The following is a 15587-nucleotide window of genomic DNA, read 5'->3' as shown; positions in this document are numbered from 1 at the left end:
GTCACCATTCACCCGCCTTGGCGGTTTTCTCCCCTCACTTCGGGCGCCCCTCAGCGCGGCGCCCCTCGCCAGCCCGTGACCGGAAGAGCGAACTTCGCCACCAGGCGATCCGTGAACGACGCGTGGTGCAGCCGTGCCAGCCGCACCGGCACCGCGCCGCGCCGCACCTCCACCCGCGCCCCGGCCGGCAGCTCGACGCTGCGCCGTCCGTCGGCCCACAGCACCCCATGCGGCGTCTGCGGCTGCACCTCGACGGCCAGCACCGAATCGGGCGCGGTCACCAGAGGCTTGGCGAACAGCGCGTGCGCGCTGATCGGCACCATCAGCAGCGCCTCCACCTCGGGCCACACCACGGGCCCGCCCGCCGAGAACGCGTAGGCGGTGGACCCGGTGGGGCTGGCACACACCACGCCGTCGCCGCCGAAGCTGGAGACGGGGCGGCCGTCGACCTCGATGACGACCTCCAGCATCCGTTCGCGGGCCGCCTTTTCGACGGAGACCTCGTTGAGCGCCCAGTCGGCGTGCACGATGTGCCCGCTGCCGGGGCTGTGCGCGTTGTAGCCCGCGTTGCGTACGATCACATCGAGGGTCATCCGCTCTTCGACCTCGTAGGCCCGGGAGACCACGCGGTCCACGACCTTGTCCAGGTCGTCGCGCTCGGCTTCCGCGAGGAAGCCGACCCGGCCGAGGTTGACGCCGAGCATCGGCACCCCCGAGGCCCGCGCGAACTCGGCGCCGCGCAGCAGCGTCCCGTCGCCGCCGAGCACCACCAGCAGCTCGCAGCCCTCGGCTGCGTCCGGCTTGGCGCTCACCGTCTGCACCCGGTCGGGGAGCGGCAGGTCGGCCGCCTCCTCGGCGAGCACCCGGACCCCGATGCCGCAGCGCAGCAGCCCCTGGACGACCAGTTCGGCGCTGCGCACGGCGGCGGGTCTGCCGGTGTGCGCGAGGAGGAAGACCGTGCGGTCGCCGTCCTGGGCGGCCGGACGGTCCACGCTGACCGGGTAGGTGCTCCCGGAGGGCTGTGCTGGCTGTGCAGCTCGGCTGTCCTCGGTCACTTGGGCCCCTCTGCCACCGCTCGCTCGACTTCGGCCGGGTCGAGGTCGTCGGCCCCGGCGCGCAGCCACAGAAAGTATTCGACGTTTCCCGAAGGTCCTGGCAGTGGGCTGGAGGTGACGCCCAGCGCGCCCAGACCCAGGGCTGCCGCGTGTCCGGCGACCGTTCGCACGGCCTCGGCACGCAGTTCGGGGCTGCGGACGACACCGCCGCTGCCCAGCCGCTCCCGGCCCACCTCGAACTGTGGTTTCACCATCAGCACCAGGTCGGCCTCGGGTACGGCACAGCGGACGAGCGCGGGCAGTACGAGCCCCAGGGGGATGAACGACAGGTCACCGACGACCAGTTCCACCGGCAGGCCGCCGATGTCCTCCACGGTCAGTTCCCGGACATTCGTACGGTCCTTGACGGTGACCCGGGGGTCGCTCCGCAGCGACCAGGCGAGCTGTCCGTAGCCCACGTCCACGGCCACGACGTGCTCTGCTCCCGCGCGCAGCAGCACGTCGGTGAAGCCGCCGGTCGAGGCGCCCGCGTCCAGCGCACGCCGGCCCTGGACCCGCAGCCCGCGCGGAACGAACGCTTCCAGCGCTCCGGCGAGCTTGTGGCCGCCGCGCGAGACATAGTCCGGATCGCTCTCGTCCGTCTTGACGACCAGCGCCGCGCTGGTCTCGACCTGGGTGGCCGGTTTGGCCGCCACATTGCCCCCGACCGTGACCCGTCCCGCGGCGATCAACTGGCCGGCGTGCTCCCGCGAACGGGCGAGGTTGCGGCGCACCAGCTCCGCGTCGAGTCGGCGTCGTGCCACGGCTCAGCTCCGGGGGGTGTGGGGTCGGTCCAGCGCGGCCAGGCTCTCGCGCAGGCCACGGTGGACATCTTCGTACACCTCCAGATGACCGGAGACAGCGAGGTGGTCGGCGTCCTCCAGCCGCCGGAGGTGGGCGTCGACCGGACCGTGGCCGGTGGGGCGCAGGGACACGCCGAGGGGCCGCGGGCCGTCGTCGGGCCCACCGGGCTGCTCCTGGCCGCCTCCGGCGTCTTCGGCTTCCTCGGCCTGCTCCGTCCGCCCGTACGGCTTCTCGGGCTGCGCTGTCTCGTCGTACCGCTCGGTGCCGTCTGCCGAGGGCTGCTGCTCGGGGGTGGGGGCGTGCCCGGGCCCGGGTCCCTGCGCGAACTCGCTCATGCCCCGACGCTACCTCCCGGGTCCGACAGACCGCCGGGTCGACAGACTGCCGACTCGACAGCCTGCCCGGTCGACGGACTGCCGGGCTCAGCGCCGGGCCGCCGGCACCACCAGCGGAGTGCCGGTCTCCGGGTCGTCGATCACCCGGCAGGGCATCCCGAAGACCTCCTCGACCAGCTCCGCCGTCACCACCTCGCCCGGCTCCCCCTGTGCGACGATCCGGCCCTCCCGCATCGCGATCAGATGGGTGGCGTAGCGGGCCGCGTGGTTGAGGTCGTGCAGTACGGCTACGAGGGTGCGCCCCTCCTCCTCGTGCAGGCGCGCGCACAGGTCGAGAATCTCGATCTGGTGCGCGATGTCCAGGTAGGTGGTGGGCTCGTCCAGCAGCAGCAGCGGCGTCTGCTGGGCCAGCGCCATGGCGATCCACACGCGCTGCCGCTGGCCGCCGGAGAGCTCGTCCACGAACCGGTCGCCGAGTCCTTCGACGCCGGTGGCCGCCATGGACTCCGCCACCACCTGCTCGTCGTCCCGCGACCACTGGCGCAGCAGCCCCTGGTGCGGGTAGCGGCCGCGGGCCACCAGATCGGCGACGGTGATGCCCTCGGGAGCCGTGGACGACTGGGGCAGCAGACCCAGGGTGCGGGCCAGGGCCTTGGCCGGCATGCCCGCGATGTCGCCGCCGTCCAGCAGGACCTGCCCCTCGGCGGGCTTGAGCATCCGGGAGAGTGCCCGCAGCAGCGTGGACTTTCCGCAGGCGTTGGGGCCGACCACGACCGTGAACGACCGGTCGGGCACCGCGACGTCGAGTTCGCGGGCGATGGTTCGCTGGTCGTAGGCGAGGGTGAGACCGTGCCCGGTCAGCCGGGGCTCTCCGGCCGCCTGCGCGGCGCGGCCGGAGGCGGCCGCCTTGTCTCCGGCAGCGTCTCCGGCGGCCTCCGGCCGGGAGATGTCCCCAGTGGCGGTCTTCATCGTGTCCCCGCTTCCGTCGGGTGCGTGCATTTCTCCGAGGCCCGAGCCGGTGCGTCCGGCTCCCTCATATCCGGCTCCCTCATATCCGTCCGGCCCTGCGCTCGGTGGCCAGCAGCCACACCAGATACCCACCGCCCACCACTCCGGTGATCACGCCGACGGGGAGCTGGTGCTCTCCGAAGGCCCGCCGGGCCACCAGGTCGGCGCAGATCAGCAGCGCCGCGCCCATGCACAGCGAGGGCAGCAGGTTGGGCCCCGGCGTCCTGGTGAGGCGCCGGGCGAGCTGCGGTGCCGTCAGCGCGACGAAGGAGACGGGTCCTGCGGCTGCGGCGGACAGTGCCACCAGCAGCACCCCGGCGGCCAGCAGCACGAGCCGGGTGCGTTCCACACGGACGCCGAGCGCGCAGGCTGCGTCGTCACCCATCTCCATCATCCGCAGGGCGCGTCCGCAGCCCAGCAGCACCATCGGTACGAGCACCACCATGCCGACGGCCAGCGGCACGACGTCGTTCCAGCCGCGCCCGTCCAGGCTGCCTGTCATCCACAGCACGGCGCGGGACGCCTCGGTGATACCGGCGCGGGTGATGAGATAGCTGTTGACGCCGGTCAGGATGGCGGTGGCGCCCACTCCGACGAGCACCAGCCGGTAGCCGTGCATACCGCGCTTCCAGGCGAGAGCGTAGATGAGCGCCCCGGTGACGACGGCTCCGGCGACGGCGCCGCCCGCCAGCAGTGCGCTGCTGCCGCCCGCGGCGAAGATGACCAACAGCGCTCCGGCGGCGGCCCCGTTGGTGAAGCCGAGGATGTCCGGGCTGCCGAGCGGGTTGCGCACCACGGCCTGGAAGACGGCGCCGCACAGTCCCAGGCTCGCGCCGACGAGCAACGCGGTGACGGTGCGGGGCAGCCGCAGTTCGTTGACGATGAACGCGTCGGCGGGGTCGCCCTGCCCGAGCAGGGTGCGGATCACCTCGCCCGGTGCCATGGGGTATTCGCCGCTGCCGATCGCGAACACGGCGGCGACCAGCGCGAGTACCAGACAGCCGGTGCCGACGAGCAGGGCGCGCGGCCGGTAGTTGACCGAGAGACCGCCCGGGGTGCGCAGGACGTTCTCACGGGTGCCGGTGAGGCTCATGCGTGTGCCACCCTCCGCCTGCGCACGAAGTAGAGGAAGAACGGGCCGCCGAGTACGACGGTGACGATGCCGACCTGGAGTTCGCTGGGCCGGCCGAGGATGCGTCCGAGGACGTCGGCGCCGAGCAGCAGCACGGGCGCCAGGACGGCGCAGTACGGCAGCAGCCAGCGCTGGTCGGGGCCGGTGAGCGCGCGCACCATGTGCGGCACCATCAGCCCGACGAAGACGATCGGCCCGCAGGCGGCGGTGGCGGCCCCGCACAGCAGAGTGATGGCCACGATGGCGGCGGCGCGGGTGCGGCCGGGCCGGGAGCCGAGGGCTCGTGCCGCGTCGTCGCCGAGTGCGAGCGCGTTCAGCGGGCGGGCCAGGGCGAGTGCGAGAAGGGTGCCGACGGCGATGAAGGGCAGCGCCTGGAGGACGGTCGAGTCCTGGGCGCGGGCCAGGGAGCCGACCATCCAGAACCGCATCCGGTCCAGCGAGGCGGTGTCCAGGAGCTGAACGGCGCTCACATAGGAGATCAGCGCCGCGTTGAGCGCCGTCCCCGCGAGGGCCAGCCGCGCGGGGGTGGCGCCGCGTCCGCCGCCGACGGCGTAGACGAGTACGGAGACGGCGGCGGCGCCGAGGAAGGCGAAGCCGATGTAGCCGGTGTACCCGGCGACGCCGAAGAAGGAGATGGCCGTGACCACGGCGGCAGCCGCGCCGGCGTTGATGCCCAGCAGTCCCGGGTCGGCCAGCGGGTTGCGGGTGAGCGCCTGCATCACGCCGCCCGCCAGACCGAGCGCGGCACCGGCGAGCAGGCCCAGGAGAGTGCGCGGCAGCCGCATCTCGTGGACGACGGTGTAGTCGGCCGACCCGCTGTCGACGAGCCCCGACCACGCCTCGCCGAGCGAGAGCGGCCGGGCACCGAAGGCGAGGCTGAGGAGGACGACGAGCAGCAGCACGAGGGCGGCGGCCAGCAGCCCGGCGGCCCGGGCGAGCGGGGTCCGGGCACGCGCCGGCTGTTCCGCTGCGGCCGTCGGCTGTCCGTCGCCACGGCGTACTGCCGCTGAATCCCCTTGGACCTGCGGGGACTTGGTGAAAGTCACGTACGCGCTCCGGTCGGGGCCGGGGAGGCGGGGGCGCCCGGCCACTGGACAACAACAACTTTGGTTAGGTTAGCCTAACTGCGAACTCGGCCCCACGGCCGCCCCGCAGGTACGTCCGCGGCATGCCCGCGGGCCGTCCCCGTACCTGGTCCCCAGTACGTCGAGAGAAGGCCCAAGAAATGCCCAGCTCTTCCCCTGTGCCCTCCCTTTCCCGCCGCGGTCTGCTCGCCGCGGGCGGTGCCGCCGGTCTCGGGGCGCTGCTCGCCGCCTGCGGCAGTGAGGGGTCAGGTTCCGGTTCGGGTGGCGACGCCAAGGGCGAGGGGTGGGCCTTCACTGACGGCCGCAAGAAGAAGGTCACCCTGGACGCCGTTCCCGAGCGGATCGTCGCCTATACGGCCACCGCCGCCGCGCTGTGGGACTTCGGAGTGCGCGACAAGGTCGTCGGTGTCTTCGGTCCGACGAAGAAGAAGAACGGCGAGCCGGATGTGCTCGCCGGCGATCTGGACATCTCCAAGGTGAAGATCATCGGCAACGCCTTCGGCGAGTTCGACCTGGAGAAGTACGCCAAGCTCCGTCCCCAGCTGCTGATCAGCAACATGTACCTCAAGGACGCGCTCTTCTACGTCCCCGAGGAGAGCAAGGACAAGATCTACAAGCTCGCGCCCCAGGTGGCCATGAAGGCCGCGGGCATCCCGATGAACGAGGTCATCCAGCAGTACGCGAAGCTCGCCGAGTCGCTGGGTGCCGATGTGAAGGCCAAGTCCGTCACGGACGCCAAGGCCCGCTTCGAGAAGGCGGCCGAGCGGCTGCGCAAGGCGGCCAAGAGCGGAATCCGGGTCCTCGCCGCCTCGGGCGCCCCCGACCTGTTCTACGTCTCCGACCCGGACGCCAACTCCGACCTGCAGTACTTCAAGCAGCTCGGCGTCGACCTGGTGAAGCCCAAGAAGCTCAGCAAGCAGGGCTTCTTCGAGGAGCTGAGCTGGGAGAACGCCGACAAGTACAAGGCGGACCTGATCATCCTGGACAACCGCACCCAGTCCCTCCAGCCCAAGGCCCTCAAGTCGAAGCCGTCCTGGAACGACCTGCCGGCCGTCAAGGCGGGCCAGGTCGCCTCGTGGGCGGCCGAGCCCCGCTTCTCGTACGCGGGCGCGGCGCCGCTGCTGGAGGACCTCGCGGACGCGATCGACAAGGCCAAGAAGCTCGGCTGACGCCTCCGCCCTCCGGCTCTGCCTGCCGCCCGCACCACACGCACAGGCCGCACCCCCATCCCTTTCGCCGAGGAGCAGACACGATGAGTACGGTCAGCACGGCGCAGTCCGCGCCCTCCACCGTTCCGTTCGAGTTCTTCGATCTGCACGTCGTACGGACCCGCCGGCTGGGTCCGACCATGCTGCGGATCACCTTCGGGGGCGAAGGGCTGGATCGTTTCGCCTCCGGCGGCCGGGACCAGCGCTTCAAACTCTTCCTGCCGCAGCCGGGACAGACCACCCCTGTGGTGCCCACCGAGGCGGGCGAGGACTGGTTCGCGCAGTGGCGTGCGATGGACGAGAACATCCGCGGCATCATGCGGAGTTACACGGTGCGGGCGCTGCGCAGGGGCGGCCGGTACGGGGCCGACGACGAGTTGGACGTCGACTTCGCGCTGCACGGCGAGACCGGCCCGGCATCGCGCTGGGCGCTGCGGGCCATGCCCGGGGACCGGGTGACGCTGCTCGGGCCGGTCGTGGAGGACAACGCGGGCGTCGACTTCCGGCCGCCCGAGGGCACCGACTGGGTGCTGCTGAGCGGCGACGAGACCGCGCTGCCCGCCATCGGCGCCACCCTGGAGTGGCTGCCTGCCGGGATGCCCGCGCGCGTGTTCGTCGAGGTGGCGCACCGGGAGGACGTCCAGGACCTGCCGACCCTGGCCGACGCCCGGTTCACCTGGCTGGTGCGCGACGAGGCGGCCGAAGTACCGCGCACGGAGCGGATGGTCGAGTCCGTGCGCGGTGACCGGTTCCCCGACGGCACGCCCTACGCGTGGATCGCGGGCGAGTCCGGCACCGTCAAGGCGCTGCGCCGCCACCTGGTGAGCGAGCGCGGCTTCGCCCGGCGCGCGGTCACGTTCACCGGCTACTGGCGGCTGGGCGCGACCGAGGAGCAGCTGGTCGCCGAAGCCCTGGCTGCCGCCGGCTGACAACGCCGCTCGTGTGACCCGGCCGGGCCCTCAAAGGCCCAGCCGGGTCAGCGCTTCGCCCGCGTCCAGCCGGCACTCCCCCTCGCCCGCCGCCGACCAGGCGGCCCCGCACAGGGCGCGCAGGCCGTCCACCGGATCGCCGTCGCCCACCAGCTCCAGTTGCTCCGCGCCCGCGTGCGCCGTCCAGCCGCCGCACCCGAAGCCACTGCCGGCGTCCCCCGTCACTTCCGGCTGGGCCCGCAACAGACCGCGCAGGTCGCGGGCCACATAGGTCGGGCGGTGCACCGGGCGGGCGGCGATCAGCTGGGCGGCGTCGGTCACCCCGGTGAGGACGAGAAGTGAGTCCACGCGCCCCGCGTGCGCCCCCTCGATGTCGGTGTCGAGCCGGTCGCCGACCACCAACGGCCGCCGCGCGCCGGTCCGCAGGATGGACTCCCGGTGCATCGGCGGCAGCGGCTTGCCGGCGACCACGGGTTCGGGCGGGGTGCGCATCCACCGGGTGGCGATGCGGACGACCTCGACGGCCGAACCGTTGCCCGGCGCGATGCCGCGCCCGCTGGGGATGGTCAGATCGGTGTTGGAGGCGAACCAGGGCACGCCGCGCTGCACGGCGATCGCCGCCTCGACCAGGCGCCCCCACTCCATCGAGGGCCCGCCGTAGCCCTGCACCACGGCCGCGGGCTCCTCGTCGGCCGTCTCGACGACGGTCAGCCCGCGCTCCTCCAGCGCGACCCGCAGCCCGTCGGCGCCGACGGCCAGTACCCGCGCGCCCCGGGGGACGCGCTCGGCGATCAGCCGGGCGACCGCCTGCGCCGAGGTGATGATCTCGTCGGCAGCCGCCGGCACCCCCAGCCGCGTCAGATGTGCCGCGACGGTCTGCGGTGTGCGGGCCGCGTTGTTGGTCACATACGCCAGCCGCAGCCCGCTCCCGCGCGCCGTGGCCAGCGAGTCGACCGCGTGCGGCACGGCCTCTCCCCCGGCGTACACCACCCCGTCCAGGTCCAGCAGTGCCGTGTCGTACGAGGTGTGCAGCGGCTCCTCGGCGGCCAGCGGGCGGGACGGCTCAGCCGCGGTGGCGGTGCCGGCAGCGGGGCTGTGGTGCATGAGGGCTCGCTCCTTGTGCTCTCTCCCGGGGCAGACGGCGGCCGTGACCGTGCCGCGCGCCGTACCGATCCTCTCGTATGCCCCGGGCGCGCTCCGCACCCCTGCGCCCCCTGTGCCCCGGTCCACCGGCTATCGGGCACCGGCATACCATGCACAGATGACCGTCCGAGGACTGAGACTCGCCCCGTTCCGGGGACTGCGCTACGCGCCGGAGAGGATCAGCGGCCTCGCTGCCGTGACCTCGCCGCCGTACGACGTGGTGGTCAGGCCGGACGGGCTGCGTCACCTGGAGACGGCGGACCCGTACAACATCGTGCGGCTGATCCTGCCCCAGGCCGCGGACCCGGCGGCCCGGCACCGCCAGGCGGCCGAGACGCTGGACCGCTGGCGGGCCGACGGGGTGCTGGCCCAGGACGCGGAACCGGCGCTGTACGTCTACGAGCAGCGCAAGGGCGAGTTGCTGCAGCGCGGCCTCATCGGTGCGCTGCGGCTGACGGCTCCCGAGGAGGGAGTCGTGCTGCCGCACGAGGGAGTGATAGACGAGGTCGTCGCCGACCGCGCTGAGCTGATGCGCGAGCTGGCCGCCAATCCCGAGCCGCTGCTGCTGTCCTACCGCGGGGACGGCACCCGCACAGGGGCCACGGCGGTCATCGAGCGGGCGACGCGCGGGGCACCGCTGATGGCGACGACGACGGAGGACGGTTTCGCCCACCGGCTGTGGGCGGTCACGGACCCGGCCGAACTCGCCGAGGTGGACGCGGAGCTGTCCCGGCACAGCGCGCTGATCGCCGACGGCCATCACCGCTGGGCGACGTATCTGCGGCTGCGTGCCGAGCAGGGCGGCGGCGAGGGTTCGCCGTGGAACTACGGCCTGGTCCTGCTGGTCGACACCGCGCGCTACCCCCTCCAGGTGCGCGCCATCCACCGGGTGCTGCCCCGGCTCCCGTTGAAGCGGGCGCTCGACCTCCTCGACCGGGCCGGCGCGGCGCACGGGGAGGGTGCCGCCTTCCGTGTCCGTACGCTGGAGGCACCGCTGGACGAGGCGCTGGAAGAGCTGGAGGACACCCCGGGGAACGCGTTCCTGCTGACCGAGGGCGACGGCGTCTTCCACCTGCTGGACAGACCCTCGCCCGCGCTGCTGGCCCGCACGGTCGACGCGCGCCGGCCGTCGGCGTGGCGGGAGTTGGACGCCACGGTGCTGCACTCGACGCTGTTGGACGCCGTCTGGCAGGTGCCGGACCGCCCCGAGCACATCGGCTATCTGCACCACATCGAGGCGGCCGTGGAGCAGGCGGCGACGCACGGCGGTACGGCCGTGCTGATGCGCGCCGTTCCGGAGGAGACGGTACGGTCGCTCGCCGAGCAGGGCGTCACGATGCCCCGTAAGTCCACTTCGTTCGGCCCGAAGCCCGCCACGGGTCTGGTGCTGCGCACCCTGCACTGACCGCGCCTTCCCTCGGCCCCACCAGCGCCTTTCCGGCGAGGGTGGGGCCGGTTTGCGTGCCGACCGACGGGTTTAGTTAGGGTAGCCTTACCTAACTTGGTGCATCCCACTTCCACGGAGGTAGCCCCCGATGAGCAGCAGGTCCCACCTGCTCAACGACAGGACGGCGGAGCAGTACCGGCGCTCCGTCACCCACGGCGTCGAGCGCGTCGCCGCGAAACTCGCCGACGCTCAGCAGCCGTTCACCGGCGTCACACCGGCCGAACTCGCCCCCACCGTCTCCGCCGTGGACCTGGACAAACCCCTGGGCACCGCCGGCGAGGCGCTGGACGAACTGGAGCGTGTGTACCTCCGCGACGCCGTCTACTTCCACCACCCGCGCTACCTCGCGCACCTCAACTGCCCCGTGGTCATACCGGCCGTCCTCGGCGAAGCCGTCATCGCCGCCGTCAACTCCTCCCTGGACACCTGGGACCAGAGCGCGGGCGGCACCCTGATCGAGCGCCGCCTCATCGAGTGGACGACGCGGCGCATCGGCTTCGACACCGCTGCCGACGGCATCTTCACCAGCGGCGGCTCCCAGTCCAACCTCCAGGCGCTGCTGCTCGCCCGCGAGGAGACCTGCCGCCTGGTACGCAAGAACTCCGAGACGCCGCTCAGCACCGCGCAGCTCCTGCCGAGACTGCGCATCCTCACCTCCGAGTGCAGCCACTTCAGCATCGAGAAGGCCGCCGTCCTGCTGGGGCTGGGCCCGCAGGCCGTCATCCCGGTGCCGTGCGACGAGCGGCGCCGGATGCGCCTCGACGCGCTGGCCGAGGAGCTGGCGCGCTGCGAGAGGGCGGGTGAGACGGTGATGGCCGTCGTCGCCACCGCGGGCACCACCGACTTCGGCAGCATCGACCCGCTGCCGGGCATCGCCGACCTGTGCGACCGGGCGGGCACGTGGCTGCACGTGGACGCCGCCTACGGCTGCGGCCTGCTCACCTCGCGGCGCCGCCGCGCGCTGCTGGACGGTGTGGAGCGCGCCGACTCGGTGACCGTGGACTACCACAAGTCCTTCTTCCAGCCGGTCAGCTCCAGCGCCGTCCTGGTCCGCGACCGGGACACCCTGCGCCACGTCACCTACCACGCCGACTACCTCAACCCGGCGCACAGCGTGGAGAAGGAGATCCCCAACCAGGTCGACAAGTCGATCCAGACCACCCGCCGCTTCGACGCGCTCAAGCTGTGGATGACGCTCCGGGTGATGGGCGCCGACGCGCTCGGTGAGCTCTTCGACGAGGTGGTGGACCGCGCCGCCGACGCCTGGCGACTGCTGGACGGCGACGACAGGTTCGAGGTCGTCGTGGAACCTCAGCTGTCCACCCTCGTCTTCCGCTACCTGCCCGGCGAAGGGGCCGGCGAACGGCCCGGCGACGACGGGACGCTGACCGACCGGGCCAATCTGCACGCCCGCGAGGCGCTGTTCGCCTCCGGCGAGGCCATCGTCGCGGGCACTGTCGTCGACGGCCGCCACTACCTCAAGTTCACCCTGCTCAACCCGGAGACCACGCCGGCCGACATCGCCACGGTCCTCGAGCTGATCGCCGCGCACGCGGACAGCTACGTCGCCCAGCACAGCACCGTACCGACGCCCGCTCTCAGCGCCGCCCAGGCAAGCTGACCGACCACACGGAGCCCCCACGTGACTCCCTCCAGCGCCCATCCGGCCGACGCACCGGTCCACGACTTCGTCGCCATCGGTCTGGGCCCCTTCAACCTGGGCCTCGCCTGTCTGACCGCACCGATACCGGAGCTCGACGGGGTCTTCCTCGACGACAAGCCGGAGTTCAGCTGGCACCCCGGCATGCTGCTGGACGACAGCACCCTGCAGACCCCGTTCATGTCCGACCTGGTCACCCTCGCCGACCCGACCTCGCCGTTCTCCTTCCTCAACTACCTCAAGGAGTCCGGCCGGCTGTACTCGTTCTACATACGCGAGAGCTTCTACCCGCTCCGCGCCGAGTTCAGCGACTACTGCGCCTGGGCCGCCGGTCGCCTCGGCGAGACCGTCCGCTTCGGCCACCGCGTCAGCAGCGTCGAGTACGACGAGGCCGCCGGGCTCTACCTCGTCCACGCCGAGCACCGGCCCGACGGCGAGCGCCCGGTGTCCCGCACCTTCCGCGCGCGGAAACTCGTCCTGGGCACCGGCACCCCGCCCTACCTCCCCGAACCCTGCCAGGGCCTGGGCGGCGACCTGATCCACAACTCCCGCTACCTGGAGCACAAGGAAGCCCTCCAGCAGAAGAAGAGCATCACCCTGGTCGGCAGCGGTCAGAGCGCGGCGGAGATCTACTTCGACCTCCTCCAGGACATCGACAGCCACGACTACTCCCTCACCTGGCTCACCCGCTCCCCCCGGTTCTTCCCGCTCGAATACACCAAGCTGACGCTGGAGATGACCTCGCCGGAGTACGTGGACTACTTCCACTCCCTCCCGCCCGACACCCGGGACGCGCTGGTCGCCTCGCAGAAGAACCTCTACAAAGGCATCAACTCCGAGCTGATCGACGCGATCTTCGACCTGCTCTACCAGAAGAACCGCCGCGAGCCCTGCCCCACCAGGCTGATGACCAACACCACGCTCACCGACGCCTCGTACGACGAGTCGAGCGGCACCTACACCCTCGGGCTGCGCCAGGAAGAGCAGAAACGGGACTTCAGCCTCACCACCGAGGGACTGGTCCTGGCAACCGGCTACCGCTACCAGCGGCCCGCCTTCCTCGACCCGATCGCCGACCGCATCGAGTGGGACGCCCGCGGCCGCTTGGCCGTACGCCGCGACTACAGCATCGACACCGCGGGGCAGGAGATCTACGTCCAGAACGCGGAGCTCCACACCCACGGCTTCGTCGCCCCCGACCTGGGGATGGCCGCCTACCGCAACTCCTGCATCATCCGCGCACTGCTCGGCCGCGAGGTCTACCCGGTCGAGAAGTCCATCGCCTTCCAGGAGTTCGCAGCGCCGGAGGCCGCACTGTGACAGCCGCCGACACCTCCGCGGTCTTCACCCGCACCGACGAGACGCTGGGCACCTTCGAGCTGCGCCCCCTCGACCCGCTCACCGACGCCGAACTGCTGCACCACTGGGTGACCCACCCCAAGTCCGCGTTCTACCTGCTCCAGGACGCCACCCTCCCGGACGTCGAGCGCGAGTTCATGAGCATCGCGGCCTCCCCGCACCACGACGCCTTCCTCGGACTGCACAACGGCTCACCGGCCTTCCTCATGGAGCGCTACGACCCGCGCCACGTGGAGCTGGCCGGGCTCTACCCGCACCAGCCGGGCGACATCGGCATGCACTTCCTGTGCGCACCCACCCGACAGCCCGTGCACGGCTTCACCCGCGCCGTCCTCACCACCGTCATGGCGATGCTCTTCGCCGACCCGGACACCCACCGCGTCGTCGTCGAGCCCGACATCCGCAACACCGCCGTGCACGCCCTCAACGAAGCGGTCGGCTTCCGCGTCGATGCCACCCTCACCAAACCGGAGAAGGAAGCCCTGCTCAGCTTCTGCACCCGCGAGCAGTTCCGGACCGCCACAGGAGTGACCCCAGCATGACCCTCCCCGTCACACCCCAGCCGACCCAGCCGTACGAGGCCGTCAGCCACCTCACCCCCGGGCGCTGGGCGCAAGCCACCCGGCTCCTCATCCGCAAAGCACTGGCCGAGTTCAGCCACGAGCGACTGCTGAGGCCGGCACCGCTGGACGAGGGCGCGAACCGCTACGCGGTCCGCTCCGACGACGGCGCCACCGAGTACCGCTTCACAGCCCGCCGCTTCGCCCTCGACCACTGGCAGGTCGACCCCGACAGCGTCACCCGCCACCGCGACCGGGCCGAACTCCCCCTGGACGCCCTCGCCTTCATCACCGAGCTGCGCACCACCCTCGGTCTCGGCGAGGAGATCCTCCCCGTCTACCTGGAGGAAATCAGCTCCACCCTGGCGAGCACCGCCTACAAACTGGCCGCCCCCTCGGTGACCGCGACAAAGCTGGCCGCCGCCTCCTTCCAGGACATCGAGTCCGGCATGACCGAGGGCCACCCCTGCTTCGTCGCCAACAACGGCCGCCTCGGCTTCGACATCGCCGAGTACCGCGCCTACGCGCCCGAGACCGGCTCGCCCGTACGCCTCATCTGGGTCGCGGCCCGCCGCGACCGCGCCACCTTCACCGCCTGCGCGGACTTCAGCTACGACAAACTGCTGCTCTCCGAGCTCTCCGCCGCCACCCTGCGCCGCTTCTCCGCCGCCATGACCGAGCAGGGCCTGGATCTGGACGACTACTACCTGCTGCCCGTCCACCCCTGGCAGTGGTGGAACAAGCTCGCGGTGACCTTCGCCGCCGAGGTCGCCCAGCGCAACCTGGTCTGCCTCGGGCACGGCGACGACGAACACCTCGCCCAGCAGTCCATCCGCACCTTCTTCAACGCCACCAACCCCGCCAAGCACTATGTGAAGACCGCGCTCTCCGTCCTCAACATGGGCTTCGTACGCGGCCTGTCAGCCACCTATATGGAAGCCACCCCGGCCATCAACGACTGGCTGGCCGAGCTGGTGGCCGGGGACGACATCCTGCGCGAGACGGGCCTGGGCGTGCTGCGCGAACGCGCCGCCGTCGGCTACCACCCGGCCCCCTACGAGGCAGCGGCCCCCAAGGGCTCCCCCTACCTGAAGATGCTGGCGGCCCTGTGGCGCGAGAGCCCCGTACCGTTCCTGCGGGAGGGCGAGAACCCCGCCACCATGGCGTCCCTGCTGCACGTCGACCGCGACGGCAACTCGCTGGCGGCCGCCCTCATCCGCGGCTCAGGCCTGGAGCCGACCGAGTGGCTGCGCACCTATCTGAACGCCTATCTGACCCCGCTGCTGCACTGCTTCTACGCCTACGACCTGGTGTTCATGCCGCACGGTGAGAACGTGATCCTCGTCCTGGACGAGCACGGCGTCCCGCGCCGCGCCCTGTTCAAGGATCTCGCCGAGGAGATCGCCGTCATGAGCGAGGACGCCGAGCTGCCGCCCGAGGTGGAGCGCATCCGCGCGGACGTCCCCGAGGACATGAAGATCCTCTCCCTCTTCACCGACGTCTTCGACTGCTTCTTCCGCTTCCTGGCTCCCACGCTCGACGCGGCGGGCGTACTGGACGAGGAGGCGTTCTGGTCCACGGTGGCCGATGTGACGAAGAGCTACCAGAAAGCGACCCCCCACCTGGCGACCCGGCACACCCGGTACGACCTCTTCGCCGAGGAGTTCGCCCTCTCCTGCCTCAACCGCCTCCAGTTGCGCGACAACCAGCAAATGGTCGACCTCCAGGACCCCGCCGGCGCCCTCCAGCTGACCGGCACCCTGAAGAACCCCTTGGCCCGGTACAAGTAGCCGGCAGACGGCAGAAGAAAGGGCGGACCCCCC

14 protein-coding genes are annotated in these 15587 nt (G+C 71.6%); 7 read left to right on the top strand and 7 right to left on the bottom strand.

Features of this window, described 5'->3' with window-relative positions:
- Positions 1-50 precede the first annotated feature (50 nt).
- The 6 genes from HC362_RS26875 to HC362_RS26850 all read right to left on the bottom strand — a co-directional run bounded on the left by HC362_RS26875 (position 51) and on the right by HC362_RS26850 (position 5293).
- Positions 51-992, bottom strand: coding sequence for an NAD kinase (locus HC362_RS26875; protein ID WP_243088832.1), 942 nt, complete (start codon positions 990-992; stop codon positions 51-53).
- A 59-nt stretch (positions 993-1051) separates the two neighbouring features.
- On the bottom strand, positions 1052-1858 hold the full coding sequence (locus tag HC362_RS26870) for a TlyA family RNA methyltransferase (protein WP_243086709.1): 807 nt from the start codon (positions 1856-1858) through the stop codon (positions 1052-1054).
- A gap of 3 nt (positions 1859-1861) precedes the next feature.
- Positions 1862-2233 (bottom strand): hypothetical protein, encoded by a 372-nt coding sequence (locus HC362_RS26865; protein ID WP_243086708.1) that lies wholly within the window; start codon positions 2231-2233, stop codon positions 1862-1864.
- An 87-nt stretch (positions 2234-2320) separates the two neighbouring features.
- Positions 2321-3202 (bottom strand): ABC transporter ATP-binding protein, encoded by an 882-nt coding sequence (locus HC362_RS26860; RefSeq protein ID WP_243086707.1) that lies wholly within the window; start codon positions 3200-3202, stop codon positions 2321-2323.
- A gap of 79 nt (positions 3203-3281) precedes the next feature.
- On the bottom strand, positions 3282-4334 hold the full coding sequence (locus tag HC362_RS26855) for an iron chelate uptake ABC transporter family permease subunit (RefSeq protein WP_243086706.1): 1053 nt from the start codon (positions 4332-4334) through the stop codon (positions 3282-3284).
- Entirely contained in the window at positions 4331-5293 is a 963-nt protein-coding gene (locus HC362_RS26850; protein WP_243088831.1) for an iron chelate uptake ABC transporter family permease subunit, read from the bottom strand. The genes HC362_RS26855 and HC362_RS26850 overlap by 4 nt, the downstream gene beginning before the upstream one ends.
- 305 nt (positions 5294-5598) lie before the next feature.
- Between HC362_RS26850 and HC362_RS26845 the strand changes: the two genes are divergently transcribed.
- A complete protein-coding gene (locus HC362_RS26845) occupies positions 5599-6627 on the top strand; it encodes an ABC transporter substrate-binding protein (RefSeq protein ID WP_243086705.1) in 1029 nt (342 codons plus the stop codon).
- An 83-nt stretch (positions 6628-6710) separates the two neighbouring features.
- Positions 6711-7595: a siderophore-interacting protein gene (locus HC362_RS26840; protein ID WP_243086704.1), complete on the top strand. Its 885-nt coding sequence runs from the start codon at positions 6711-6713 to the stop codon at positions 7593-7595.
- A gap of 30 nt (positions 7596-7625) precedes the next feature.
- On the opposite strand, the gene HC362_RS26835 is transcribed toward HC362_RS26840, so the two are convergent.
- A complete protein-coding gene (locus tag HC362_RS26835; RefSeq protein ID WP_243086703.1) occupies positions 7626-8699 on the bottom strand; it encodes an HAD hydrolase-like protein in 1074 nt (357 codons plus the stop codon).
- A 157-nt stretch (positions 8700-8856) separates the two neighbouring features.
- On the opposite strand from HC362_RS26835, the gene HC362_RS26830 reads away from it, so the two are divergent.
- The 5 genes from HC362_RS26830 to HC362_RS26810 all read left to right on the top strand — a co-directional run bounded on the left by HC362_RS26830 (position 8857) and on the right by HC362_RS26810 (position 15554).
- Positions 8857-10143: a DUF1015 domain-containing protein gene (locus HC362_RS26830; protein ID WP_243086702.1), complete on the top strand. Its 1287-nt coding sequence runs from the start codon at positions 8857-8859 to the stop codon at positions 10141-10143.
- 130 nt (positions 10144-10273) lie between these two features.
- Complete coding sequence (locus HC362_RS26825; RefSeq protein WP_243086701.1) at positions 10274-11806, top strand: aspartate aminotransferase family protein; 1533 nt, start codon at positions 10274-10276, stop codon at positions 11804-11806.
- Positions 11807-11827: 21 nt separating this feature from the next.
- A complete protein-coding gene (locus HC362_RS26820) occupies positions 11828-13165 on the top strand; it encodes a lysine N(6)-hydroxylase/L-ornithine N(5)-oxygenase family protein (RefSeq protein WP_243086700.1) in 1338 nt (445 codons plus the stop codon).
- Complete coding sequence (locus tag HC362_RS26815) at positions 13162-13746, top strand: GNAT family N-acetyltransferase (RefSeq protein WP_243086699.1); 585 nt, start codon at positions 13162-13164, stop codon at positions 13744-13746. The genes HC362_RS26820 and HC362_RS26815 overlap by 4 nt, the downstream gene beginning before the upstream one ends.
- Positions 13743-15554, top strand: a complete 1812-nt coding sequence (locus HC362_RS26810; RefSeq protein WP_243086698.1) for an IucA/IucC family siderophore biosynthesis protein — start codon at positions 13743-13745, stop codon at positions 15552-15554. Before HC362_RS26815 ends, HC362_RS26810 begins: the two co-directional genes overlap by 4 nt.
- Positions 15555-15587: the final 33 nt, after the last annotated feature.

Origin of the sequence: Streptomyces sp. 891-h (genome assembly GCF_022760275.1) — a bacterium.
Classification (GTDB): Bacteria; Actinomycetota; Actinomycetes; order Streptomycetales; family Streptomycetaceae; genus Streptomyces; species Streptomyces spirodelae.
Note: the sequence above shows the minus strand (reverse complement) of the source record. Positions and strands in the feature narration are given on the sequence as shown.

Coding starts and splice junctions, on each gene's coding strand:
- HC362_RS26865 (WP_243086708.1), bottom strand. CDS start 2,233: ATGAGCGAGTTCGCGCAGGGACCCGGGCCCGGGCACGCCCCCACCCCC.
- HC362_RS26860 (WP_243086707.1), bottom strand. CDS start 3,202: ATGAAGACCGCCACTGGGGACATCTCCCGGCCGGAGGCCGCCGGAGAC.
- HC362_RS26855 (WP_243086706.1), bottom strand. CDS start 4,334: ATGAGCCTCACCGGCACCCGTGAGAACGTCCTGCGCACCCCGGGCGGT.
- HC362_RS26845 (WP_243086705.1), top strand. CDS start 5,599: ATGCCCAGCTCTTCCCCTGTGCCCTCCCTTTCCCGCCGCGGTCTGCTC.
- HC362_RS26840 (WP_243086704.1), top strand. CDS start 6,711: ATGAGTACGGTCAGCACGGCGCAGTCCGCGCCCTCCACCGTTCCGTTC.
- HC362_RS26835 (WP_243086703.1), bottom strand. CDS start 8,699: ATGCACCACAGCCCCGCTGCCGGCACCGCCACCGCGGCTGAGCCGTCC.
- HC362_RS26830 (WP_243086702.1), top strand. CDS start 8,857: ATGACCGTCCGAGGACTGAGACTCGCCCCGTTCCGGGGACTGCGCTAC.
- HC362_RS26825 (WP_243086701.1), top strand. CDS start 10,274: ATGAGCAGCAGGTCCCACCTGCTCAACGACAGGACGGCGGAGCAGTAC.
- HC362_RS26810 (WP_243086698.1), top strand. CDS start 13,743: ATGACCCTCCCCGTCACACCCCAGCCGACCCAGCCGTACGAGGCCGTC.